Source organism: Micromonospora sp. CPCC 205558 (assembly GCF_036902955.1).
Lineage (GTDB): Bacteria > Actinomycetota > Actinomycetes > Mycobacteriales > Micromonosporaceae > Micromonospora.
On record NZ_JBAKHR010000012.1, the window covers coordinates 35,771 to 57,046 of the forward strand.

Annotated in this window: 20 protein-coding genes; 9 read left to right on the top strand and 11 right to left on the bottom strand. The window is 70.0% G+C overall.

The window, feature by feature from the left end:
• Window positions 1-18 precede the first annotated feature (18 nt).
• Window positions 19-651 carry a hypothetical protein gene (locus tag V6U86_RS16140; protein WP_334503938.1) on the top strand — a complete coding sequence of 211 codons (633 nt, stop codon included), beginning with the start codon at window positions 19-21 and terminating at the stop codon, window positions 649-651.
• Between the two features lie 87 nt (window positions 652-738).
• Entirely contained in the window at window positions 739-1,818 is a 1,080-nt protein-coding gene (locus V6U86_RS16145; protein WP_334503942.1) for a hypothetical protein, read from the top strand.
• 61 nt (window positions 1,819-1,879) lie between these two features.
• Here the strand turns inward: V6U86_RS16145 and V6U86_RS16150 are convergent, their stop codons facing one another.
• On the bottom strand, window positions 1,880-3,193 hold the full coding sequence (locus tag V6U86_RS16150; RefSeq protein WP_334503944.1) for a hypothetical protein: 1,314 nt from the start codon (window positions 3,191-3,193) through the stop codon (window positions 1,880-1,882).
• A 480-nt stretch (window positions 3,194-3,673) separates the two neighbouring features.
• Between V6U86_RS16150 and V6U86_RS16155 the strand changes: the two genes are divergently transcribed.
• Window positions 3,674-5,227: a pectate lyase family protein gene (locus tag V6U86_RS16155; RefSeq protein ID WP_334503946.1), complete on the top strand. Its 1,554-nt coding sequence runs from the start codon at window positions 3,674-3,676 to the stop codon at window positions 5,225-5,227.
• A gap of 57 nt (window positions 5,228-5,284) precedes the next feature.
• Here V6U86_RS16155 and V6U86_RS16160 read toward each other — a convergent pair whose 3' ends face one another.
• The 4 genes from V6U86_RS16160 to V6U86_RS16175 form a co-directional block, all read right to left on the bottom strand.
• Window positions 5,285-6,595 (bottom strand): radical SAM protein, encoded by a 1,311-nt coding sequence (locus V6U86_RS16160; RefSeq protein ID WP_334503948.1) that lies wholly within the window; start codon window positions 6,593-6,595, stop codon window positions 5,285-5,287.
• A gap of 63 nt (window positions 6,596-6,658) precedes the next feature.
• The gene (sodN, locus tag V6U86_RS16165; protein WP_334504338.1) at window positions 6,659-7,063 is read right to left on the bottom strand and encodes a superoxide dismutase, Ni; all 405 of its coding nucleotides are present in this window, start codon (window positions 7,061-7,063) and stop codon (window positions 6,659-6,661) included.
• A 237-nt stretch (window positions 7,064-7,300) separates the two neighbouring features.
• Window positions 7,301-7,897 (bottom strand): hypothetical protein, encoded by a 597-nt coding sequence (locus V6U86_RS16170; RefSeq protein WP_334503950.1) that lies wholly within the window; start codon window positions 7,895-7,897, stop codon window positions 7,301-7,303.
• A 59-nt stretch (window positions 7,898-7,956) separates the two neighbouring features.
• Complete coding sequence (locus tag V6U86_RS16175) at window positions 7,957-8,403, bottom strand: iron chaperone (RefSeq protein WP_334503952.1); 447 nt, start codon at window positions 8,401-8,403, stop codon at window positions 7,957-7,959.
• A gap of 206 nt (window positions 8,404-8,609) precedes the next feature.
• Between V6U86_RS16175 and V6U86_RS16180 the strand changes: the two genes are divergently transcribed.
• Window positions 8,610-9,383 carry a GNAT family N-acetyltransferase gene (locus V6U86_RS16180; protein WP_334503954.1) on the top strand — a complete coding sequence of 258 codons (774 nt, stop codon included), beginning with the start codon at window positions 8,610-8,612 and terminating at the stop codon, window positions 9,381-9,383.
• 14 nt (window positions 9,384-9,397) lie between these two features.
• Complete coding sequence (locus V6U86_RS16185) at window positions 9,398-10,126, top strand: tetratricopeptide repeat protein (protein ID WP_334503956.1); 729 nt, start codon at window positions 9,398-9,400, stop codon at window positions 10,124-10,126.
• Here the strand turns inward: V6U86_RS16185 and V6U86_RS16190 are convergent.
• Genes V6U86_RS16190 through V6U86_RS16200 form a run of 3 tightly spaced genes read right to left on the bottom strand, consistent with a single transcriptional unit; the run spans window position 10,123 to window position 12,937 of the window.
• Window positions 10,123-10,839: an NADPH-dependent F420 reductase gene (locus V6U86_RS16190; protein WP_334503958.1), complete on the bottom strand. Its 717-nt coding sequence runs from the start codon at window positions 10,837-10,839 to the stop codon at window positions 10,123-10,125. The two genes, V6U86_RS16185 and V6U86_RS16190, sit on opposite strands and share 4 nt — an antisense overlap.
• Before the next feature lie 27 nt (window positions 10,840-10,866).
• Entirely contained in the window at window positions 10,867-11,895 is a 1,029-nt protein-coding gene (locus V6U86_RS16195) for an LLM class flavin-dependent oxidoreductase (RefSeq protein WP_334503960.1), read from the bottom strand.
• Window positions 11,888-12,937, bottom strand: a complete 1,050-nt coding sequence (locus V6U86_RS16200) for an LLM class flavin-dependent oxidoreductase (protein WP_334503962.1) — start codon at window positions 12,935-12,937, stop codon at window positions 11,888-11,890. The genes V6U86_RS16195 and V6U86_RS16200 overlap by 8 nt, the downstream gene beginning before the upstream one ends.
• A 107-nt stretch (window positions 12,938-13,044) precedes the next feature.
• On the opposite strand from V6U86_RS16200, the gene V6U86_RS16205 reads away from it, so the two are divergent.
• From V6U86_RS16205 to V6U86_RS16220, 4 genes are all read left to right on the top strand, one after another.
• Window positions 13,045-13,536, top strand: coding sequence for a MarR family winged helix-turn-helix transcriptional regulator (locus V6U86_RS16205; RefSeq protein ID WP_334503965.1), 492 nt, complete (start codon window positions 13,045-13,047; stop codon window positions 13,534-13,536).
• Window positions 13,537-13,640: 104 nt separating this feature from the next.
• Window positions 13,641-15,614 carry an ABC transporter ATP-binding protein gene (locus V6U86_RS16210; protein WP_334503967.1) on the top strand — a complete coding sequence of 658 codons (1,974 nt, stop codon included), beginning with the start codon at window positions 13,641-13,643 and terminating at the stop codon, window positions 15,612-15,614.
• 68 nt (window positions 15,615-15,682) lie between these two features.
• Window positions 15,683-16,816 (top strand): sensor histidine kinase, encoded by a 1,134-nt coding sequence (locus tag V6U86_RS16215; protein WP_334503969.1) that lies wholly within the window; start codon window positions 15,683-15,685, stop codon window positions 16,814-16,816.
• Window positions 16,813-17,475, top strand: a complete 663-nt coding sequence (locus tag V6U86_RS16220; RefSeq protein ID WP_334503971.1) for a response regulator transcription factor — start codon at window positions 16,813-16,815, stop codon at window positions 17,473-17,475. The genes V6U86_RS16215 and V6U86_RS16220 overlap by 4 nt, the downstream gene beginning before the upstream one ends.
• 66 nt (window positions 17,476-17,541) lie before the next feature.
• Here V6U86_RS16220 and V6U86_RS16225 read toward each other — a convergent pair whose 3' ends face one another.
• The 3 genes from V6U86_RS16225 to V6U86_RS16235 form a co-directional block, all read right to left on the bottom strand.
• Window positions 17,542-17,931, bottom strand: a complete 390-nt coding sequence (locus V6U86_RS16225; protein ID WP_334503973.1) for a DUF6223 family protein — start codon at window positions 17,929-17,931, stop codon at window positions 17,542-17,544.
• Window positions 17,932-18,087: 156 nt separating this feature from the next.
• Window positions 18,088-18,576 carry a nitroreductase/quinone reductase family protein gene (locus V6U86_RS16230; RefSeq protein ID WP_334503976.1) on the bottom strand — a complete coding sequence of 163 codons (489 nt, stop codon included), beginning with the start codon at window positions 18,574-18,576 and terminating at the stop codon, window positions 18,088-18,090.
• A gap of 39 nt (window positions 18,577-18,615) precedes the next feature.
• Complete coding sequence (locus V6U86_RS16235) at window positions 18,616-21,219, bottom strand: hypothetical protein (RefSeq protein WP_334503978.1); 2,604 nt, start codon at window positions 21,217-21,219, stop codon at window positions 18,616-18,618.
• Window positions 21,220-21,276: the final 57 nt, after the last annotated feature.

Sequence of the window (21,276 nt, forward strand, 5' to 3'; positions counted from 1 at the left end):
GCAGAGAACGGAGATCAGATGAACACATACAAACGGCGGCAGCTGCTCGCGGCCTGTTCCGTCGGCGCCGTGCTGACCGGGGCGGCCCTGCTTCCGTCGCCCGCACTGGCCGAACCCGGTGACGACGCCAGCGTGCGGGTCACTGTCGACATCGACGAGATCAGGGAACCGGGCGTCCTCGCCCTGTCGATCGCCGGCGACTCCGTCGCGCTGTCCGAGGACGGCTCGACCCTCCTGGTTCGCCAGTTCGTCGGCACGCTGCCGACGGTGACTGTCACCGACACCCGGGTTGCCGACGAGGTGCCCGACGGTGCCAGCTGGGCGGTGCTCGGCAGCGCGACCGACTTCGCGGGCGCCGCCGGCCAGGCGCCGATCACCGCCGACCACCTCGGCTGGAAGCCGCGCCTGCTCGACGGCGGGGACACCGGCCTGGTCACCGAGGGCGAGGAGGTGGTGACCAGCCTGGACGAGGAAACCCAGCCGGGCAACAATGTCGGCCTTGTCGACCAGGAGCTGTTGGTCTCGGCCTTCGACTCCGCGGCCGTCGTCAGCGACTCGTACTCGGTCAACGCCGACCTGTATCTGCGGACCCCCGCAGAGGTCGCCGCCGGCGAGTACAGCTCCACGCTCACGCTCTCACTGTTCGAATAGTGGCCTGGGCGGGGGCCCGGATCGGGCCCCCGCCCAGCCCCGCGAGTGTCGTCGCGGATCGCCGGGCACAATCCGAAGGGCCGTCTCATGACCGTCACCCCGCTGCGCCGGGCGCTCGTCGTCCTCGCCGTCGCGTCCCTCGCCGTCGTGGCCGCGCCGACCGCGGCGGCGGCGGAACCGGACCCGAAGGCCCTGACCTGGACGGTCCAGCCGGCCACCGCGAGCGGCCCGGACCAACGCCGGTGGATCAACGCCAGCCTCGACCCGGGGCAGACCCTGACCGAGCACCTGGCGGTACGCAACTTCAGCCGCACCGCTGTCGCCTTCTCGCTGAAGGCCGCCGACGGCTACCTCACCGACAAGGGCCGCTTCAACATGCTGTCGTCCGACCGGCCCTCGGTCGACGGCGGCACCTGGATCGACGTGCAGGAGAAGGTCACCGTCGGCCCCAACGAGACGCGGGTGGTGCCGTTCACGATCACGGTGCCCCGAGACGCCACACCGGGTGACCACCCGGCCGGCATCGCCGCGACCGTCACCAGCACCGGCGGGACGGTCAACGTCGAGAGCCGGGTCGGTTTCCGGGTCATGCTGCGGGTCAACGGCTCGGCGCGGGCGGCCCTGGCCGTCCGGGGCCTCGGCGCGACGTACACCCCGTCGTGGAACCCCTTCGCCGGCGGCACGGTGCGGGTCCGCTACACCGTCGAGAACGACGGCAACGTCTGGGTCAGCGGCACGAGCCGGGTGGCGATGTCCGACCTGCTCGGCCGGACCAGCCACGACGCCACCAGCACCGTCGAGGAGTTGCTGCCCGGTGGCAGCCGGACGGTGGAGACCCGGGCCGACGGCGTCTGGGCCCTGGGCCGCCTCCGCACGACCGTTACCACGTCGCCCACGCTGCTCGGCGACGGCCAGGCCGGGGCCGACCTCCGACCGGCCTCCGCCACCGTCACCACCTGGGTCGTACCGTGGGCGCAGCTCGCACTTCTGGGCCTGCTCGCCGTCCTGCTCCTGGGGCTGCGGGCGGCGGCCCGGCACCGGCGGCGTCGGCTGGCCGGGCTGCTGGCCCGCGCCCGGCAGGAGGGTCGGCAGGAGGGTCAGGAGTCGGTGCTCGTCGGGGGCGCATCCACTGCTGTCGAGCCCGACGCGGGCGACGCCCGCCGGTAATCCGGCGACGCGAGGAGTTCGCGTCGCCGGATCGCGGCGAAGCGTCGCCCGGCCCGCGACCTCAGGGCTTGGACTGGTCGAGCAACCAGCGCAGGATGCTGGCGTCCTCGTAGGTCGGCCCGAACGCCGCGTGGTAGTCCGGCAACGAGAACGCGGCGTCGGCGTACTCGGTGTAGCGCACCAGGCCGGCGGCCTGCTCGGGCGTCTTGCCCCGGGCGGCGTACGCCTGCCGCAGCACGGCTGTGGAGTTGCGCGCGCCCGAGACGTTGAGCAGGTGGTCGTGCTCGCCGTGGGTGATCCACACCGGCACCTCGGCCGCCGCGATGGCGGTCGCCTGGGTGGCGTTGACCGGGAAGCCACCGGTCACCAGCCCGCCGGCGAACAGGTCCGGACGCTTGGCGAACGCCTCCCAGAGCAGCTGGGAACCGTACGACACGGTGGTCGCGTACACCCGGCTGGTGTCCACCGCGAACTGGCCGACGAACTGGTCGAGGAGCTTGACCAGCAGGTCCGCCTCGGCGACCCCACCGACGCGCTGGTGCTGGGGGGCCAGGACGATGACGTCCTCGGAGGCGCCGGTCCACTGTGGTTGGAGCCACGCGGTCGCCGGAATGTCGGCGGCGAGCTGGACACCGAGGTTGTCGCCGTCCCAACCCATCCCGTGACCGGGCAGGACGACCATCAGTGGGTAGCGGCGGCCCGGCTGGTAGTTCTTCGGCAGGTGGTAGTGGTACGGCAGCACCATTCCGTTACTGAGGAATGAGCCGTAGCTGAATTCGTCGACCAGTTGGTTGACCGGCTTCGCGGTGACCGGTCGGGACTCGTGCGGGGTGGCCCGGGCGAGCACCGGCCCCTTGCCGGCCCCGCGACCGGGCTGGCCGTGCACGTCCTTGCGTTGCACGACCCGGGTCGGCAGCTCGGGATTGACCTTCACGGTGCAGAGGAAGGTCGGGCACTTGGAGACGATGACCGTCGAGCCACCGGTGTCGGCGGGGTCGAGCTCGACGATGACGTACCTGCCCGGCGTTGACCGGTGGTCGGCCTGGGTGTCCGGTGCGGAGTTGGTGTAGGTGTGGGTGATGGTCCGCTCGGCGAGCTTCGGCAGGTCCTCGATGGGGTTGAAGCGGAAGTTGTAGATGGTGTCGCTCACCGCGAACGTGGCGGTGTCGAGGGTGCGGGGGTTGACCGTGGCCCCGTACTCGATCGCCACCGACGAGACCTTCTGGCCGTACGTGTAGACGGTGGTGATCGGGGTGATGCTGCGGATCCCGTCGGCGGCGCCCGGTCCGCCGTTCGGGCTGCCGTACGCCGTGCCGGAGGCGCTGGCCAGGACGAGGGTGGCGGCGAGCGGGATCAGTCCTTTTCGCAGTCTCATGCGAGTCCTTTCTCGGGGGTGGTGCGCTCAGCCAGCGGCCCGGCTCTGGGTATCGGGGTTGGGACGGGTCGGAGCGAGTCGGCCGCTAAACTGATTTAGCAGAGCATCGACGGCGGGCGCAGCGCTGTCAATACCGCCCGCGCAACAGGCCCGGAAACCTCGCCGTCGAGAGCGTGCCCCCTTCGGCCGACCCTCCCGAGAGCACTGCAACAAACCTGCAAGCGTCAGCTATTGCCTTCGGGGAAACCGCTTTCCTACGATTGCGTTACATCGATGTTTCGTTTGACGGTTGGGCGAGCGGCGTCACCGGGAGCGCCCCGATCGCCCGGCACATCCCTGCTTCCACCAGGGCACGAGAGATCTCGATGAAATCTTCGCGATTGACTGTCGCCAATCTCTGAATGACGCGTGTCGGCAGCTGGGGTCGCGGTGTCCGTCGAGTCGAAACCTGGAACGAGACGAATGCGAAGGTGAGACGACATGAGACGACGAGTCGTGTTGCGGCGTCAGGCGGCGCTGGCCACGGCGGCCGTGCTGATCGTGGCCGGGGTGGCTCTGCCGATCCCGAACGCTTCGGCGGCGGTTGGCAACGCCACCGGCTACGCCACCCAGAACGGCGGGACCACCGGTGGCGCGGGCGGGCAGACGGTGCGGTCCAGCACGGGCACGGCGATCCACGCGGCGCTGTGCGGTCGGCCCAGCAGCAGCACCCCGATCACCATCGAGGTCACCGGGACCATCAACCACGGCAACACCAGCAAGGTGTCCGGGTCGAGCTGCAACACCGCGGCGGGCGTGATCGAGCTCAAGCAGATCAGCAACGTCACCATCATCGGGGTCGGCAGCGGAGCCGTCTTCGACCAGCTCGGCATCCACATCCGCGACTCCAGCAACATCATCATCCAGAACGTCACAGTGCGGAACGTCAAGAAGTCGGGCTCGCCCACCTCCAACGGCGGCGACGCCATCGGCATGGAGAGCACGGTCCGCAACGTCTGGATCGACCACGTCACCCTGGAGGCCTCGGGTGGGGAGTCCGAGGGGTACGACGGCCTCTTCGACATGAAGGACAACACCCAGTACGTGACGCTGTCCTACAGCATCCTGCGCAACTCCGGTCGCGGCGGCCTCGTCGGGTCCAGTGAGAGTGACCTGTCGAACGGCTTCATCACGTACCACCACAACCTCTACGAGAACATCGACTCCCGGACGCCGCTGCTGCGTGGTGGTGTCGCCCACATCTACAACAACCACTACGTGAGCCTGCACGAGTCGGGTATCAACTCCCGGGCGGGCGCCAGGGCCAAAGTGGAGAACAACTACTTCCGCGACTCCAAGGACGTGCTCGGCACCTTCTACACCAACGAGCGTGGCTACTGGCAGGTCAGCGGCAACGTCTTCGACAACGTGACCTGGTCCAGCGCCGGCAGCGAGAACTACCCCGCCGGCCCCAACCCGACCTCCAACACCACGGTCGGCATCCCGTACCCGTACAGCCTGGACGGGGCGAGCTGCGTGCCGGACATCGTCCGCCAGACGGTCGGTGCCAACACGGGCCTGAGGGTGTCGAACGGCAGTTGCTCACCGCAGACCCCACCGCCGACCACGCCACCGCCGACCACGCCCCCGCCCACGACGCCTCCGCCCACCACACCGCCGCCCTCCGGCGGGACCAACCTCAGCCTCGGCGCGGGTGCCGACGGCTCCAGCAAGGCCAGCGGGACCAGCTACGGCAACGTGCGCGACGGCAACCTGAGCAGCTACTGGTCGCCGGCGGGATCGACCGGCACGATCTCGATCAAGTGGGGCTCCGCGACCCGGGTGTCCCGGGTGGTGATCCGCGAGCCGTCCGGCACCCAGGGTTCCATCGGGTCGTGGCAGCTGATCAACAACGACAACGGTGCCGTCCTCACCTCCGGCAACGGGGCCGGTTCGATCACCTTCTCCGCGACCACGTTGAGCAAGATCAACTTCAAGATCAACAGCTCCAGCGGTACGCCACGGGTCGGTGAGTTCGAGACGTACGCCAGCTAGCGCCTGTCTTCGCGGGCGGGGGCGGCAGACCAAGCCGCTCCCGCCCGTGGGCATCCGTCAGGAATCGGTGGACGGCAGGGTGTCCATGAAGGAGCTGACGGAGAAGACCGCTCGCCCAGGCCCCGCGGGGCCGTACCCGGGTGGGCTGGACAGCCCGTGCGCGTCCATCGTCGCGCGGTAGACCTCCAGCAGACGGACGTGGTATTCGAGCGGCGCGCCCTGCGGGTTCGTCCGGCCGAGCGGTGTGGTGGGCTCCGGGCACCAGGTGGTGAAGCGGGGCGTGATCCCCCGGGACATGAAGTAGTCGAGCCCTTCGGCGGTGGAGGCGATCGCCTCGTCGACGCTCGTGAAGCCGTGCGGCGCGGCCATCTCGACGCCCGCCACGAAATTCGGGATCACGTTGCGCGGGCCGAACACCTCGGCGGAGTCGAGGATGCGCCGGTGCCACTCCTCCCGACCGACGTAGCGCTCCTTGCCCGGGCAGTACAGCTCGAACAACCGCTTGTCCCACACCTCGTAGTTGGGGTGGTAGATGCGGATCCCGTAGTCGTGGAAGCGTTGCACGTCGGCTCGGGGTAGCGCCTGGGCCACGACCTTGCCGATCCACCGTCCCGGGAACCGCTCCTCGATCGCCTGCGCGTACTGCCCGTAGAAGTCGGCCTCGGCCAGCCCGTTGACCTGCGAGGTGATGCTGCCGCCGGTCAGCGTGTACGCCTGCGACGCGCGGTCGGTGTCGTGCCGGTTGATGATCTCCAGGGCCTCGAGGACCTCGTCGACGGGCTTGACCCCGGTGTAGGGGCGGCCGGCCTGCTTGTGCTGCCGCCAGTTGTGGTTGATGTCGCAGTACTGGCACTCCTCCTTGGCGCCGAAGTACTGGCAGACCCGAAACGCGGTGAGGTAGATGAGATAGCCCCACTGGATCGTCGGGGCGACCTCCATCACCGACTTGCCGTTGGCGAGCGTGTGGCGGTAGTACGCCGGCATCGGGGGCAACCCGACATCGGCGATCGGCCGTCCGTCCAGGAACAGGCGCAGTCGACCGTCGCTGTCGGTGCCGACGCGGTAGGGCGAGCTGGGATTGACGCGGACCGAGACGACGGTACGACGTAGCTCGTACGGACCCCCGGTGAGCACGATCTCCTCCGGTGGCCGGCGCAGCGCGGCCGTGCCCAACTCCGGCAGCGTCCGGTGGTCGAAGGAGAAGATGAAGTACGACTTGGGCTTGACGTCGCCGTGCTCGTTGTCGGTCAGTGCCCCTTCATCGAAGGCGAGCCCGCCCCGCAGCAGGTCCTCCTTGAGGACCGCCTCCCGTGGGACGTGTGGGAAACGGCTCATCAGATCTTCGATGAGGTCGGTGCGCGACGCCATGCGGTTCCTCCGAACCTGGTACCTGCCGAACCGGGTGGCCGACGCCACCCGGTACCGGGCTGATCAGCTCTGCTTCGTCTCCCAGAAGATCTTCGAGATCTCCTCGATCTTCACGAGGAGCTGCTCGGCGACCGCCGGGTCCGCGGCACCCTTCGCGCCGCCGGCACCTGCCAGCTTGGTCGCCTCGTTGAAGAGGCTGTGCAGCTGGGGGTACTTCTCGAAGTGCGGCGCCTTGAAGTAGTCGGTCCAGAGGACCCAGAGGTGGTGCTTGACCAGCTCGGCCCGCTGCTCCTTGATGAGCAGCGAGCGAGTGCGAAACTCCGGGTCGTCGTTGGCCTGGTACTTCTCGGAGATCGCCTTGATCGACTCGGCTTCGATCCGGGCCTGGGCCGGGTCGTAGACGCCGCAGGGCAGGTCGCAGTGGGCGCTCGCGACGGTACGCGGGCGGAGCAGGCGGGACAGGCGCATCAGAATCCCTTCGACGGTGGCGCTCGGGTGACGTACGTCCGGACGCGGCGGCCCTGACGTGATCATCTAGGGACGCTAGAACCTCAACCGAACTTCATGTCAAGACCGAGGTGATCACGAGCGCTGTCTCCGGACGAGGGTGAGCAGTGCGGCGTGCGTCCGCTCGTCCGCGGCCACGACGAGACCGTCCCCACCGGGATGCAACGAAACGTCGACGACGGCCACGCCGGACGCGGGTCAGTCCGGCAGTTCGATTATCGGTAGCTGGCTGACGACCGCCGTCATGATCATCGGGGCGTCGCCGTCACACTGGTTGACCGAAACCGCGACCCACCGGCCCTCGGTCGCCGTCGGCCCCCAGACCGTCAGGCTGCCGTAGCAGTCCATGTCGCACAGCGACTGGAACAGCGCCGGCATGGGTTCACCGGCCTGGTTCCGAAACAGTGGCACGTGCATGGAGACCCTGCGGTGCGCGCCCCAACGCCGGTCCAGCTCCCGGACGACGAGGGCCAGGTTCGCCGCGGCGGCCTCCTCGGCCTGGTTCCACTCGACGCCGTACACACCGGTGAGGGCGTCGCTCTCCCAGAGCGGGACGATCCGGAAGCCCGGGCCCGACGTGCCGGTCCACTCCCCGGTGGCCGGGTCGCCTTCGCTGACCGGCACGCCGTCGGTGCGCAGTTGCGCGGTGAGGAGCGACTCGATGTCGGACACCGCCCGCCCGATGTCGAACACCTCACCGATCCGGGCCGTCACCGAGCGGCTCGTCTCACCGCTGGCGACCCGCACCACACCGTCCGCACCACAGGCCTCCTTCAGATTCCGGCCCTCGATCATCGCGCACGGCACCGTCATTTGCACCGCCCGGACGACTGCGGCGACGGATCGGCGGTGGATCAGGAAACCGCTGCCCGCACCAGCTCGGTGATCTTCTTCTCCACCGCCGGGCTCCACTTCTGCAGCGCGTACGACACGGGCCAGAGGTCTCCGTCGTCGATGTTGGCCGTGTCCTGGAAGCCCAGCGTCGAGTACCGGTAGTTGAACTTCCCGGAGTCCTGGAAGAAGACCACGATCTTGCCGTCCGCGTTCGCGTAGGCGGGCATCCCGTACCAGGTCTTGGGCGTCAGGTCCGGGGCGGTGGCGGTCACCGTCACGTGTACGCGCTCGGCGAGGGCCCGGTCCTCCGGGTTCATCTGCGCGATCCGGTCGAGGACCGCCTGGAGCCCGTCGGCCTTCTTGGCGCCCTTCCTGCCCTCGGCGCGCAGCTCGGCGGCGCGCTCCTTCATCGCGGCGCGCTCCTCGGCGGTGAAGCCGTCGGACGCGGTGCTGGTCTTCGCGGACATGTGCGGTCTCCCTCTCGTTGCCCGGCTCGGCGTGCCCCCGGCCGTTCTGAGAAAAGGCTAGGCGGGGCGCCGGCCTCGGGGCTTCTTGATTCCTGATCGGTACGGAGCGCCGCCGACCGCCCGAATCGTCACGTTCGCCGGTGCCACGAATTGCGGGCTAGGTTGACGGAGTTTTGAGGACGACAGTTTCACGGGGGAGAGCAGGCATGAGCACCACCGCCGACCGGTTGGCAACGGCGTACTCCGACGCCATAGGGACCCTCTGCCGGGTGACCCCGAAGGGCTGGTACGCCGAACGGGGCACCGCTCGAGCGGGGGTCACCCACGTCGGCGTCGCGTCGCTCAACGGGGTCTTCGACCTGACCATGGACCCGGATCTCGGCTCGCTCGACGAGTTGGCAACCGAGGTCAGCGGGCAGGTCCCGCAGTGGTCCATCATCGTGCGGGATGAGCCCAGCTCCGGGATCGTCGACCTCGCGGCCCGGCACGGGCTCAGCGAACGCAGCACTCTTTCTCTCATGGCCTGCGCCACGAACGACATCGTGTTCCGGCCCGGCTCGCCCCAGCGGACCCTGGTACGCCGCGTCGGCGCCGCCGAGAGCGACACGTACACCGCTGCTTTCACCGAGAGCTTCGAGGTGCCCGAAGGCTCGTTCGGCTCGTTGATGGGCGGCGCGGTGCTCGACACCGACGGCGTGACCGGCTATCTGGCCGAGGAGTCCGAGCGTCCCGTCGGCACCGCCCTCGGAATGCTGACCCCCGGCGTGGTCGGCGTGTTCAACATCGGCGTCGTGCCGTCCGCCCGGGGTCGCGGCCTCGGCCGGGCGCTCACCGAAGCGGTGCTGCGCGACGGCATCGCGGCCGGCGCGGACGCCGCCTACCTGCACACCAGTCCGATGGGCCGGCCGCTCTACGAGTCGATGGGCTTCGCGCTCGTGGAGACCTGGACCATGTTCTCGTCGCGACCGAGCGAAGCGTGACGGGGGAGAAGGCCATGAGCTTCAGCGAGAACGTGCGTTCGGCGTTCCGGCGGGGCGACACCGACGCGGTGGTGCGGATGAGCGAGGCCGAGATCGAGCGGGCCCAGGCGGCCGGCGACCCGGCAGGCGAGGTGGAGGCCCGATACAGCCTCGCCCGCGTCGCCATTCGCGGAGGTGACCTGCCCGGCGGCGAGGCCCGGGCCCGGGAGGCTCTCGCGGTGGCGCTGCGCTCCGGCGACCGGGCCCTGGAGGAACGGCCGAGGCACGTCCTCGCTGCCGTGGCGCGAATGTCCGGCGACCTGCTCCGGGCCCGCGACCTGTATCGGGAGAGCATCGCGCTCAACGAGGCGCTCGGCCAACCCAGGACGGTCAACTCCGAGTATCACAACCTGGCGTTCTGCGAGCTGGGGCTCGGCAACCTCGACGTGGCGCGAACGCTGTTCGCCGAGAACCGCGAGCGGGTGTTCCGCAACGGCTGGGACGACTTCGTGCCGTACGTCTGCGTTGCGGGCGCCGCACTCGCGACCGCCGAAGGGGACCACTCCGGCGCGGCCCGGATGATCGGTGTCGCGGATGCCGCGTTCGCGGCGCTCGGCCAGGTGCCGGACCCGGACGACGCGGCCGACCTGGCCAGGATGCGCGCCGCCGCGATCGGGACGCTCGGCCCGACCGCCTTCGACGAGCAGCACGCCGTGGGCCAGCTGCTCGAACCGAAGGCGGCCTTCGGCGGGCCGACGCCCTAACCGGCCTCGGGTGGGTTCGAGGCTCGGGCGGCGGTGATGATCCGTCCTCGCTCCGACTCCGGGAAGCGGTCGAGCATGGCGCGTACCTCGTCGGCGCTGACGTTGGCGCCGAACAGCTCGCTGCCCGGTTCGAGCCGTACCCCCTCGGCCAGCGGGCCGGCGACGACCGGATCGAAACCGAGCGCGTCCACCAGGGTCGCCACCTCGGTGAGGTCGGTGATGTCGTCGCCGGCGATCGCGATGGCCTTGCGGCCGGTCACCCCCGTCGGCCGGGCCTCGTCCTCCAGGTCGTGGTAGCCCATGTGGTTGAACGCCTTCACCACCCGCGAGCCGGGCAGGAACGCCTGGACGGTCTCGCTCGACGAGGTACGCGGGTTGGTGAGGTCGTCGCGGATGCCGTCGATCTCCCACCAGTAGTTCATGGCATCGACGACGAGCTTGCCCCGCAACGCCTCGACGGGGACGCTGCGGTACTTGCCCAGGGGCAGGGCGAGGATGACGATGTCGGCGTCGGCCGCCGCGTCGACAGCGGTGGTGGCCTCGGCGCCCGGGGCGAGGACCTCGACGGTGAGGGCGATCTTCGCCGGGTCGCCGGAGCCGGCGACCCGCACCCGGTGGCCGGCGGCGACGGCGAGCCGGGCGAGCACGGTGCCCACCTTGCCGGCCCCGAGGATGCCGAGGGTCGCAGGCCGGCTCCGGTCGTTGTCGAACATGGTCGTCCTTTCGCTGGGAGGTGCTGGTCAGGCCAGCAGGTCGCGGACCATGGGGATCACCTTCGAGCCGTACAGTTCCACGGCGCGCATGCGGGCACTCGCCGGTTGTGCTCCGGCCGAGTAGATGAGGTCGAACCGGCCGACGCCGATGCTGCGGATCGCCCGGGCCATCCGGCGGGCCACCGTCTCCGGCGAGCCGATGTAGAGGGAGCCGTTCTCCACCTCGGAGTCGAACTCCTGGCGGCGGATCGGCGGCCAACCCCGTAGTTTGCCGATCCGGTCCCGCATGATCCGGTAGTGCGGCCAGTAGATCTCCTTGGCCTCTTCGTCGGTGTCGGCGATGAAGCCGGGCGAGTGCATCCCGACCGGGTGCGCGGTCGTACCGAGCTGGTCGGCGGCCCGGCGGTAGAGGTCGATGTAGGGCGCGAAGCGTTCGGGGGCGCCCCCGATGATGGCGAGCATGAGCGGAAGTCCGTACTGGGCGGTGCGGACGACCGACTGCGGCGAGCCACCCACGCCGACCCAGGTGTCCAGGTGACCCGATTCGGTCTTCGGGAACACGTCGGCGTTCTCCAGCGGGGCACGCAGGGTGCCGCCCCACGTGACCGGCTTCTCGTCCAGCAACTTCACGAACAGGTCGATCTTTTCCTCGAACAGCGTGTCGTAGTCGCGCAGGTCGTAACCGAAGAGCGGGAACGACTCGGTGAACGAGCCGCGACCGAGGATGACCTGGGCCCGGCCGTTCGACAGCGCGTCCACGGTGGCGAAGCGCTGGAACACCCGCACCGGGTCGTCCGAGCTGAGCACGGTCACGCCGGAGGCCAGTCGGATCCGCGAGGTGCGGGTGGCGATGCCGGCCAGCACCGTCTCCGGCGTGGAGACCGAGTACTCCGGCCGGTGGTGCTCGCCCAGGGCGATGACGTCGACCCCGAGTTGGTCGGCGAGCACGGCCTCGTCGACGACCTGCCGGATCGCCGCCGCGTGGGAGACGAGCTTGCCGGCGTCGTCCTGCGGTACGTCGCCGAACGTGTCCAGGCCGAACAGAATGTCAGACATTGGTGGGCTCCTTCGCGAGCAGCTCCCGGACCCGCGGCGCGACCTCACTGCCCAGCAGTTGGATGGTGCGCGCGCGTGCCTCGCGGGGCAGGTGCATGATGTCGTACTTCAGGTCGAAGCGGCTCAGTCGCAGGTCGCGAGCGACAGTGGCGATCTTCTGCGCCACCGTCTCGGGTGAACCGACGAAGAGCGCCCCGGTGTCGATTTCGGCCTCATAACGCGCCCGGTCCGGTTTGTAGAAGCCGCGTTCGGCGGCGAGGGCCGCAACGACCGGCTGCCAGTATCGCCACCACGTCTGCACCGCCTCCTCGTCGGTGTCTGCGACAAGGCCGAGTGAGTGCTGCCCGATTGGCTGCAGGGTATGCCCGAATTGTTCGAGCGCCCTGGTGTAGAGGTCGACGTGGCCGGCGAAGCGTTGGGGACGGCCACCGATGATCGCGAGCATGAGCGGCAGTCCGTGCCGGGCGGCGCGGATCACCGAGTTCGGGCTTCCCCCGACCCCGATCCAGGTCGGGATGCCGCCGGGGCGCATCCGTGGGTGCAGGCGCTGTCCGGTCAGCGGGGTTCGCACCGTGCCGGACCAGGTGACCGGTTCGTCCTGTTGAAGCCGGAGGAAGAGGTCCAGCTTCTCCTCGAACAACCGCTCGTAGTCGGCCAGGTCGTAACCGAACAGCGGGAACGACTCGGTTGCCGAGGCGCGTCCGAGGACGATCTGGGCGCGCCCGTTGGAGACGGCGTCGAGGGTGGCGAACTCGTGGTAGAGCCGTACCGGGTCGTTGGTGCTGAGCACGGTGACCGAGGTGCCGAGCCGAATTCGTTCGGTCGCCGTCGCGGCCGCAGCCAGCAACACGGGTGTCGCCGAGTCGTTGTGACCCTCGCGGTAGTGCTCACCGATGCTGAACACGTCGATTCCGACCGACTCGGCGAGTCGTGCCTCGTCGACGAGCAGTCGTACGGTTTCGGCGTCGCTCAGGATCCGGTCGCCGTCGGTGGCGACCTCCCCGAACGAGTTCAGCCCCAGCTCGAAGTCTGCAGCTGCCATCGTCTCCTCCTCGGTGCAATCCGGCAGCCCGCGGAAGCAGACCTACCGGTTGACGTGTCAATGATGCTAACTTGCAGATTGACACGTCAATTCCCAGGGAGAGTGAGATGACGGACGCCACACCGGGCCGGCCGGGAGGACGCCAACTCCCGAGCGCCGACGAGCTGCGGATCTGGCGGGACTTCATCGAGACGACGTCGGCGCTCGGCTCCCGGCTCGAGTCCCGGCTACAGAACGACTCCTCGCTCTCGACGGGCGACTACGCGGTGCTCCTCGCCCTCAGTGAGGCGCAGGGTCAGGCGATGCGGTCGTCCGAGCTCGCGTCGCACATCGGCTGGGAGCGGAGCCGGCTCTCCCACCATCTCGGGCGGATGGAGCGGCGCGGCCTGATCCGCCGGCAGGAGTGCGCGACGGTCCCCCGAGGGTCGGAGGTGCTGCTCACGGCGGCCGGAGCCGAGGCGTTCAGGGGTGCCACCTTTCCGCACCTGCGCGCCATTCGGGAGTTCTTCGTCGACGCCCTCACCCCGGATCAGATCGCCGCGGCGGGCGAGATCGCCGCGGCGCTGAGGGCGCGCCTCGACGTCCTGGCCAAGGAGTGATCGCCGCACATCAATAACGGCGAGTGCGCGGATGATTGCCGAGAGCTACATCCGGGTGGTCCAATCCTCCCAAAGGCCTGCTCCGCCGCCCGGGAGGTACGTCCATGAGCGAGACCGCCACCGCTGAGGCCCACCGGGTCAGGCCAGACAGGCCTCACCCTGGGCGTACCGAATCGGTGCTGCCGGAATTGCGGGAGATGTGGTGGGAGACGGGGGTGCGGGCGCGCGCGGAGGCCGGCCTCTTCGCCGTCTTCGCGGAGCTGCCCAGGCTGGTCTGGACGGCTCTGGGCATCAGTTGGCGCGCGGACCGGCTCCGTACCGGTGTGGTCGCCGCGGCGACGGTCGGCGCGGGGGTGATGGCGGCCTTCGGCCTGTTGGCCACCCAGCGGGTGTTGGTGGAGCTGTTCGCCGGTGGGCCGACCGCGGACAAGGTGCGGGCGGCGTTGCCCGCGCTGGCCGTGCTGGCGGTGACGGTCGCGCTCCGCGCCGGGATGGGCATCGCCACCGGGTACGCGCAGAACGGGCTGACGCCCCGGGTGAGCCGCGAGGTGGAGCGGAGTCTGTTCGAGGTGTCGACGGCCGTACGCCTGGAGGCGTTCGACGCCGACGCGTTCGCCGACGACATGGAACGCGCCTCCCGCGGCACCGAGTCGACGATCGAGCTGGTGCAGGCGTCGATGAACCTGCTGGCTGGGCTGGCCGGGCTGCTCGCCGTGGCGGCCGCCGTCATCATCATCCACCCGCTGCTGTTGTGGGCGCTGCTGGTCGCCACGGTGCCCACCGCCTGGGCGTCGCTACGGTCCGGGCATCTGCGCTACCGGACGTACACTGCCGGCTCGGTGCGCCGACGTCGACTGTGGTTGCTGCACAAGCTGATGGCCGAACGTGCCTCGGCCCCCGAGCTGCGCTCGTACGGGCTGCGCGGCTTCCTCCTCGACCAGTACGACCGCGTGATGCGGGTGGAGACCGACATCCAACTCACCCTCGCCCGACGGGTCACCACCACGACCACGATCGGGGCGATCATCGGCGGCATCGCCACGGGCACCGTCTACGTCCTGCTCGGGTTGCTGCTCCTGGACGGGCAGATTCCGCTCGCCGCGGCGGCGACCTGCGTCATCGCCCTGCAGTCCGCGCAGCGGTCCCTGGCCATCGCCACCTTCCAGGTCGACCACGTCTACACCCAGGGCCAACACTTCGGCGACTACACGGGCTTCATGACCCGTGCCGCGGCATACCTGCCGGAGCGCGGGGGACATGCGACCACGGCCGGTCCCGAGCGGCTGCGGGAGTTGACAGTCAACGAGGTGAGCCTGCGCTACCCCGACCGGGAAGACCTCGCTGTGGACGCTGTCACGCTGACCATCACCGCTGGACAGACGGTCGCGTTCGTCGGAGAGAACGGCTCGGGCAAGACGACCCTCGCCGCGATGATCGCCGGCCTCCGCGTCCCCACCGAGGGCACCATCGACTGGAACGGTCGACAGTTGTCGAGCTGGGACGTCGAGGGGCTGCGCGCCCGGATCGCGGTGGTGACGCAGGAATATCACAAGTGGCCGTTCACCGCGGCCACGAACATCGCCATCGGCGACGTCGACAGTGAGGCCCGGCAGGACCGCATCGAGGCCGCCGCCGGCCGCGCGGTCGCCCACGACATGATCAACGAACTTCCCCACGGGTACGAGACGCTGCTCGACCGGACCTTCGCCCGAGGTCAGGACCTCTCCGGTGGGCAGTGGCAGCGCATCACCGCGGCCCGCGGGTTCCTGCGTGACGCCGAACTGCTGATCATGGATGAGCCGTCCTCCGCGCTCGACCCCCGCGCCGAGGACGCCCTGTTCCAGGCCATCCGTGATCGGAAGGGACGCGCCACCACGATCCTCATCACGCACCGGCTCGCGAACGTCCGACACGCCGACCGGATCTTCGTCCTGCACCACGGCCGGCTGGTCGAGTCCGGCTCACACGCCGACCTCGTCGCCACCGGCGGTCGGTACGCCGAACTGTTCGCCCTCCAGGCTGCCGGCTACGGCGCGAACCTGAAGGAAGGCCACCGTTCCGCGCCGACCCCCCACTGAAGACCGTCACCGGCGGCCTCCGCGTCGGACCTTCTCCCGCTCCCCGACCAGAGGCTAGGCTTCGGCGCATGTCAGGGTGGCGAAGCCGGACGGCGAACGCGGCCCTGGTGCTCGCCGTCGGTCTGGTCGCCCTCGTGGGCCTGGTGGTGCAGTCGGGTGGCCTCGACACGGCCGCCGAGTGGGCGGCGCTACCGGTGGTGCTGCTCTCGTCCGGTGCGCTGTACGTCCGCCGGCGTCACCCGGTGCCGGTGGGCGTCGTGGCGCTGGCCGCCGTCGGCGCGTACGGCGCGCTGCTGCACCGGCCCGGTCCGATCATGGTGGTGTTCGTCGTGGCGCTCTACACCGTCGTCGACGAGGGATACCTCGCGGTCGCCATCGGGCTCGGTCTCGCCTCGGTGATCGCCTTCGCCGTGGCGGACAGCTACAACCGGTCCCCGAACAGCATGAACGGGGCGACGCTGCTGCACGCCGGTTGGCTCGTCGCCGTCATCGTCGGGGTGACCCGCAACCGTCGCGCCTACCTCGCCGAGGCGCAGGCCCGCGCGGTCGTCGCCGAGCAGCGGATGGAGGAGGAGGCCCGGCGACGGGCCACCGAGGAACGGCTGCGCATCGCGCGGGAACTGCACGACGTGCTCGGCCACCACCTGTCGTTGATCAATGTGCAGGCCAGCGCCGCGCTGCACCGACCCGACCCGGTCCGGTCCGAGCAGGCACTCACCGCGATCAAACAGACCAGCAAGGAGACGTTGCACGAGTTGCGTGCGACGCTCGGCGTACTGCGGAGCGTGGGTGCCGGGGCGGTCGGGCCCGCACCCGGTCTGTCCCGCCTCGGCGATCTGGTCAGGACGGTTGACCGACCGGAGTTGGAGATCCGCACTGAGCTGGCCGAAACCCGGTCGCTGCCGCCGGCGGTCGACCTGGCGGTGTATCGGATCGTCCAGGAGGCACTCACCAACGTGACGCGACACGCTGGTGCCACCGCCGCGGTGGTCCGGGTCCGGCCCGACCACGACGACGTGGTCGTGGAGGTCGAGGACGACGGCACCAGCCAACCGGGCACGCCGGGCAGCGGGATCGTCGGAATGCGTGAGCGGGCGCGGGCACTGGGCGGCTCGCTGACCGCTGGCGCGCAGCCGGACGGCGGCTTCCGGGTCTGCGCCCGGCTGCCGGTGCGGCCCGGCCTAGCGGGGGAGCAGTCATGATCCGGCTGCTGCTCGTCGACGACCAGACCCTGGTCCGCGCCGGCTTCCGGTCCATCCTGGACGGCGAGGACGGCCTCCAGGTGGTCGGTGAGGCGGCCGACGGTGCCGAGGCGGTGCGGCTGGCCCGGCAGCTACGGCCGGATGTCGTCCTCATGGACATCCGGATGCCCGGGCTGGACGGCCTGACCGCCACCGGTGAGATCAGCGCGAGCACCGATGCTCGCGTCATCATCCTGACCACGTTCGACCTGGATGAATACGTCTACGGAGCGCTGCGGGCCGGCGCCAGCGGCTTCCTGGTCAAGGACACCGAGCCGGCGGAGTTGATCCACGGAGTGCGGGTCGTGGCCCGGGGTGATGCGCTGATCGCGCCGGCGATCACCCGCCGGCTGATCGCCGAGTTCGCGGCCCGGGCCACGCACCCCGACCCGGGGCCGCGACTGAGCGTGCTCACCGAGCGGGAGCGCGAGGTGCTGGCGCTGGTCGCCGCCGGCCTGTCCAACGACGAGATCGCGGCGCGGTTGGTGCTGAGCCCGGCGACCGCCAAGACCCACGTCAGCCGGATCATGACGAAGGCCGGTGCCCGGGACCGAGCCCAGTTGGTGATCCTCGCCTACGAGTCCGGCCTGACCGTGCCAGGTTGGGTCACCCGCTCCTGACCACCGCCTTCGGCTGGCCGGTGCGGCCGGCACGGGGCACACCCCGCGCCGGGACCGGTCAGCCCGTTACCCGATCAGCCCGTCGGTGCGGCGGGCCCGAGCCAGGGCGAGCCCACCGAGGACGGCGCTGACCAGCCCGACCACCACGGCCAGGTAGGCCCCGCCTCGCCCGTTCCCGGTGCCGATGCCACTGTCGGAGGTCGCCACCACCAGCGCGCCGAGCGCCATGCCGAGCAGACCGGCCGCCACGGCCAGGACCGCTCCCAGGCGGCCCGACCCGGCACCGAGGCGACTGGCGGGGCGGGCCAGTGCCACCCCACCGATGACCGCGCCGGCGAGCCCCAGCAGTACGGCGATACTGGCGCCAACCCGTCCGGAGCTCATGGAGACAGCGGCGGCGGTCGACTCGGCCGAGACCGGCGCGGCTACGGCGGTGACAAACAGGTGGACGGACATCGTGGTTCCCCTCGGTCGCTTGACGGCTACAGCGGCAGCGTAGGAACCGCACCCCCCGCGAGTCGTCAGGCCAGAGTTGCCAACGCGGCTACCACCCGGGATGTACGCGCTCCGGCTGTCGTACCGCAGCGGTTGTCCCGTTGGCCGGGCAGCGCATCACGGCGTTGGGGAGTCGCCCTCCGATCTGGGCGCCAGCACCACCACCGGGGTCTCCGACGATCGACGCGCCGCGTGGGCGTCGAAGTTCTTGTCCGCCTCGCGCCAGCGCGGCCACAGCCGGGACCGCTCGTCGTCGGTGGCGACACGGGCGCGGACCAGTCGCCGCCCGTCGGGCAGATCGACGGATGCGTCCGGGTGGGCCTGCAGGTTGAGCCACCACGCGGGGGCGCCCTCGCCCCACCCGTTCATCGCCACCCCGACGAGGTTCGGGCCGTCCTCGAAGTACGCGATGATGACGCTGCGTTGCTGACCGGTGCGGCGACCGGTCGTGGTCAGTCGGAGCGTGCCCCAGCGGTCCTCGCGCGGTCGCCACAGACCGACACGGCTGCCGGTGCCCCGGTACAGACCCCGGTGCACCACCCAGGCGAGACGGATGAACCAACGCGGCGGAAGCCACGGCGCTTTCGTTCCCTGACCGTCCGACATGACGAAACCTCCCCTAGTGGCGAATGTGGTGAGCTGGCATTACCCGTGACGTGCGGCGTACGCCGCGTAGTGATCGGCCCAGCGGCGGGTGACGACCTCGAAAGGTTCGAGCCACTGGGTCGGCTGGCTGGGCAGTGATAGGCCGACCGACTCCAGGAGGCACTCGACCGGGATCATCGAACGGCTTCGTGAGGGCAACAGGCTGATTTCGTCTCGGAGCCGCTCCAGACGGTCGCGCGCTCCGAGACGTAGCGCGGTGCAGCATTCGGCAAGACCGTAGAGGTACCCGATCTTGCCCGTGGACGCCTCGTCCAGCGTCCGTATTCGGTCGATGGTCAGCGCGATGTCCGTCGGGGCCGACCGCCCCAGCAGGACCGTGGTCAGCAGCGCGGTGCGGGTCGCGACCAGGTGACCGGAGAGGTCGGCCTGATCGACGAAGTCGAGCACCTCGTCGGCGCTCACATCGCCGCGGAAGAACGTCCGCCGCATCAGCAGTGTGCTGACCTCATTCAGGTACTCCCGCTGGCGGCCGGCGTCACGCAGCTTCGCCGTCTTGTCGGCGACCTCAGCGAAGTAGCGCTCCGGCCGGCCGTGGGCGTACTCCGCCACCCGCCGGATGAGGTCCCGCACGGGGAGCCCCTGTGCGGCCCGCTCGGCGTCCATGAAGCGCCGGGCCAGGCTCAGAACCTGTGGGCGCTGTCCCCGGTGCAGCGGCGTGGGTTTACGTGCGACCAGCTCGTCGAAGACGGCGAGCGCCTCGTCCCAGCGCTGGCACAGTCGCAGCGTGAAGCCGAGGTGCCGGCCCGCAGGTGTCTGGAGCGGGTGATCAGAGTCGAAGATCTCGCGGAGCAGGCTCAGCCGCTCGTCCATGGGCGTCTCGATGGACTTGGCCGCGATGAAGTTCAGGACCAGGCGCCCGTACTCGGTGCGGCTCGCGGCCGGCGCCCGGGACCGTAGGCCCTGCACCGAGGGACTGAACACGATGGCGCGTGACAGCCAGTCCTCGTAATTTTCGCTCGGAGCTGGCTCCAACGTCGTGCTCTGCTCGCACACCAGCACGACGGCGACACCGATCAGGTCCAGGACTTCTCGATTGTCGTCACGTTCCTTGGCATCGTCGTGCAGACGTCGGGCTGCCGCCGCAGCCCGGCCGGCGGCCAGCTCCCAGTCGCGCTCGGACCAGCCGCCGGAGATCTGGTGATCGGATCGACGGATCGCCTCCCGGACGGCGTCGTGGATCCGGTACGGGAAGCGGTCGCCGTGGTGGTGGTCGATCATCGGACGTCGAACGGCCCGCTCGGCGCAGCCGTGGTCGACGTCCGCCGCGGCTGCCATCAGATGAGTGTCGAAGACCCGGAAAAGGCACGCGGCCCGGATGGCCCGCTGCTCGTCGGCGGGGACGTCGTCGAGGATGCGCATCACCAGCGAGCCAAGGGAACCCGTGACGTCCTGCGCCTCCACCTTGCGTCCGCTCCCGGCATCCGTGATCGAGATGGCGACCTGCCGGGCCAGTTCCAGATACTGCGGTAGCCCGGCCGACGATCGGACCAACTGCTCGACAACGTCATCGCTCATCGGCAGGTCGAGCTGGGCACGTCCACGCAGGATCAGCGCCCGGGTGTCCGAGGGGGAGAGGTTTCCCACGAGTTGCTGCCGAGGATTCTCCGAGGCCCCCGGCACGAGCCCCGGCCAGGTCCATGGGCCGCGGTGCGGAAGGTCGACGCGGCCCTCGTCGTGCCAGCTCAGCAGATCGCGCCCGGTCAGCACGAACAACACGTTCGGCATGCCGTGGACCAGCCGGTTGAGGTGCCCCTCCGAGACCCGTCGCGGGTCCAGTGCCAGGCGCTCGGTGGTGTCGACGAACACCGCCAGCAGGGGTGACGGAACGATCTGGGCCAGCTCCCATGACAGGGCAGCGGCGAGCTCACAGGCCAGCGCTGGTCGAGGCTCGGTGGGGCTCGGTTCGTCAGCGCATCGGAGCAGGAATTCCTCGAAGCCCGGGAACCCGTCGACCGCGAGTCGCAGGTCACGTCGACGTCGGACTTTGCCCACCACCTTCCGGACCCCCCGCACCGCGAGCGAGGTGGCCGTTCCACCGGCGAGGTCCGCCAGCGAGCCGAGGTCCTTGAGCACCTCACCCACCGTCTCCGCCACGGAGTTCTCCAGCTCGTCGCGTCCCCGGAAGCGGGGCAGGGACTCACCGGGACGGAGCGCCGACCAGTAGGCGGTGAACGCCAGGTCGAAGACCGGCCATCGGCGACGGATGCTGGCCACACCGGCCCGCAACGCGAGCAGCGCGGCCGGAAGGTCCATGCGACCGACCGAGCCGTGCAGGTCGATGCGGGCCGTCGCGTCGACGCGGGTGGCCGGAGCCGGCCCCCAGCCATTGACGAGTGGAAGGTCGTGGCGGACCCATGCGTCCAACCGTTCGGAGAGCGCGGTCTTGCCGATGCCACCGAGACCGTGGAAGGTCAGCACGTTGTGGCGGGCGACCCCGACCTCGTCGTCGCTGTCGAGCAACTGCCGAAAACGGCTAAGCGTCGACTTGAACGCTTGCGACTCGCTCTCCCGGTCGGTGAACAGCTCACCGGCATGCGGTGGGCCGTCGCGGTGGGTGCCGGTGCCCGGGGGAGAAACCTTCATCAGCCGCCACATCCAGGGTCGGGTTCACTGTGGACCGAGATCCTCCAGTCTCCGGAC

Excerpts from the sequence above, each read along its gene's own strand:
- V6U86_RS16140 (WP_334503938.1), top strand. The coding sequence starts at position 19 with ATGAACACATACAAACGGCGGCAGCTGCTCGCGGCCTGTTCCGTCGGC.
- V6U86_RS16145 (WP_334503942.1), top strand. The coding sequence starts at position 739 with ATGACCGTCACCCCGCTGCGCCGGGCGCTCGTCGTCCTCGCCGTCGCG.
- V6U86_RS16150 (WP_334503944.1), bottom strand. The coding sequence starts at position 3,193 with ATGAGACTGCGAAAAGGACTGATCCCGCTCGCCGCCACCCTCGTCCTG.
- V6U86_RS16155 (WP_334503946.1), top strand. The coding sequence starts at position 3,674 with ATGAGACGACGAGTCGTGTTGCGGCGTCAGGCGGCGCTGGCCACGGCG.
- V6U86_RS16160 (WP_334503948.1), bottom strand. The coding sequence starts at position 6,595 with ATGGCGTCGCGCACCGACCTCATCGAAGATCTGATGAGCCGTTTCCCA.
- sodN (WP_334504338.1), bottom strand. The coding sequence starts at position 7,063 with ATGCGCCTGTCCCGCCTGCTCCGCCCGCGTACCGTCGCGAGCGCCCAC.
- V6U86_RS16170 (WP_334503950.1), bottom strand. The coding sequence starts at position 7,897 with ATGATCGAGGGCCGGAATCTGAAGGAGGCCTGTGGTGCGGACGGTGTG.
- V6U86_RS16175 (WP_334503952.1), bottom strand. The coding sequence starts at position 8,403 with ATGTCCGCGAAGACCAGCACCGCGTCCGACGGCTTCACCGCCGAGGAG.
- V6U86_RS16180 (WP_334503954.1), top strand. The coding sequence starts at position 8,610 with ATGAGCACCACCGCCGACCGGTTGGCAACGGCGTACTCCGACGCCATA.
- V6U86_RS16185 (WP_334503956.1), top strand. The coding sequence starts at position 9,398 with ATGAGCTTCAGCGAGAACGTGCGTTCGGCGTTCCGGCGGGGCGACACC.
- V6U86_RS16190 (WP_334503958.1), bottom strand. The coding sequence starts at position 10,839 with ATGTTCGACAACGACCGGAGCCGGCCTGCGACCCTCGGCATCCTCGGG.
- V6U86_RS16195 (WP_334503960.1), bottom strand. The coding sequence starts at position 11,895 with ATGTCTGACATTCTGTTCGGCCTGGACACGTTCGGCGACGTACCGCAG.
- V6U86_RS16200 (WP_334503962.1), bottom strand. The coding sequence starts at position 12,937 with ATGGCAGCTGCAGACTTCGAGCTGGGGCTGAACTCGTTCGGGGAGGTC.
- V6U86_RS16205 (WP_334503965.1), top strand. The coding sequence starts at position 13,045 with ATGACGGACGCCACACCGGGCCGGCCGGGAGGACGCCAACTCCCGAGC.
- V6U86_RS16210 (WP_334503967.1), top strand. The coding sequence starts at position 13,641 with ATGAGCGAGACCGCCACCGCTGAGGCCCACCGGGTCAGGCCAGACAGG.
- V6U86_RS16215 (WP_334503969.1), top strand. The coding sequence starts at position 15,683 with ATGTCAGGGTGGCGAAGCCGGACGGCGAACGCGGCCCTGGTGCTCGCC.
- V6U86_RS16220 (WP_334503971.1), top strand. The coding sequence starts at position 16,813 with ATGATCCGGCTGCTGCTCGTCGACGACCAGACCCTGGTCCGCGCCGGC.
- V6U86_RS16225 (WP_334503973.1), bottom strand. The coding sequence starts at position 17,931 with ATGTCCGTCCACCTGTTTGTCACCGCCGTAGCCGCGCCGGTCTCGGCC.
- V6U86_RS16230 (WP_334503976.1), bottom strand. The coding sequence starts at position 18,576 with ATGTCGGACGGTCAGGGAACGAAAGCGCCGTGGCTTCCGCCGCGTTGG.
- V6U86_RS16235 (WP_334503978.1), bottom strand. The coding sequence starts at position 21,219 with ATGAAGGTTTCTCCCCCGGGCACCGGCACCCACCGCGACGGCCCACCG.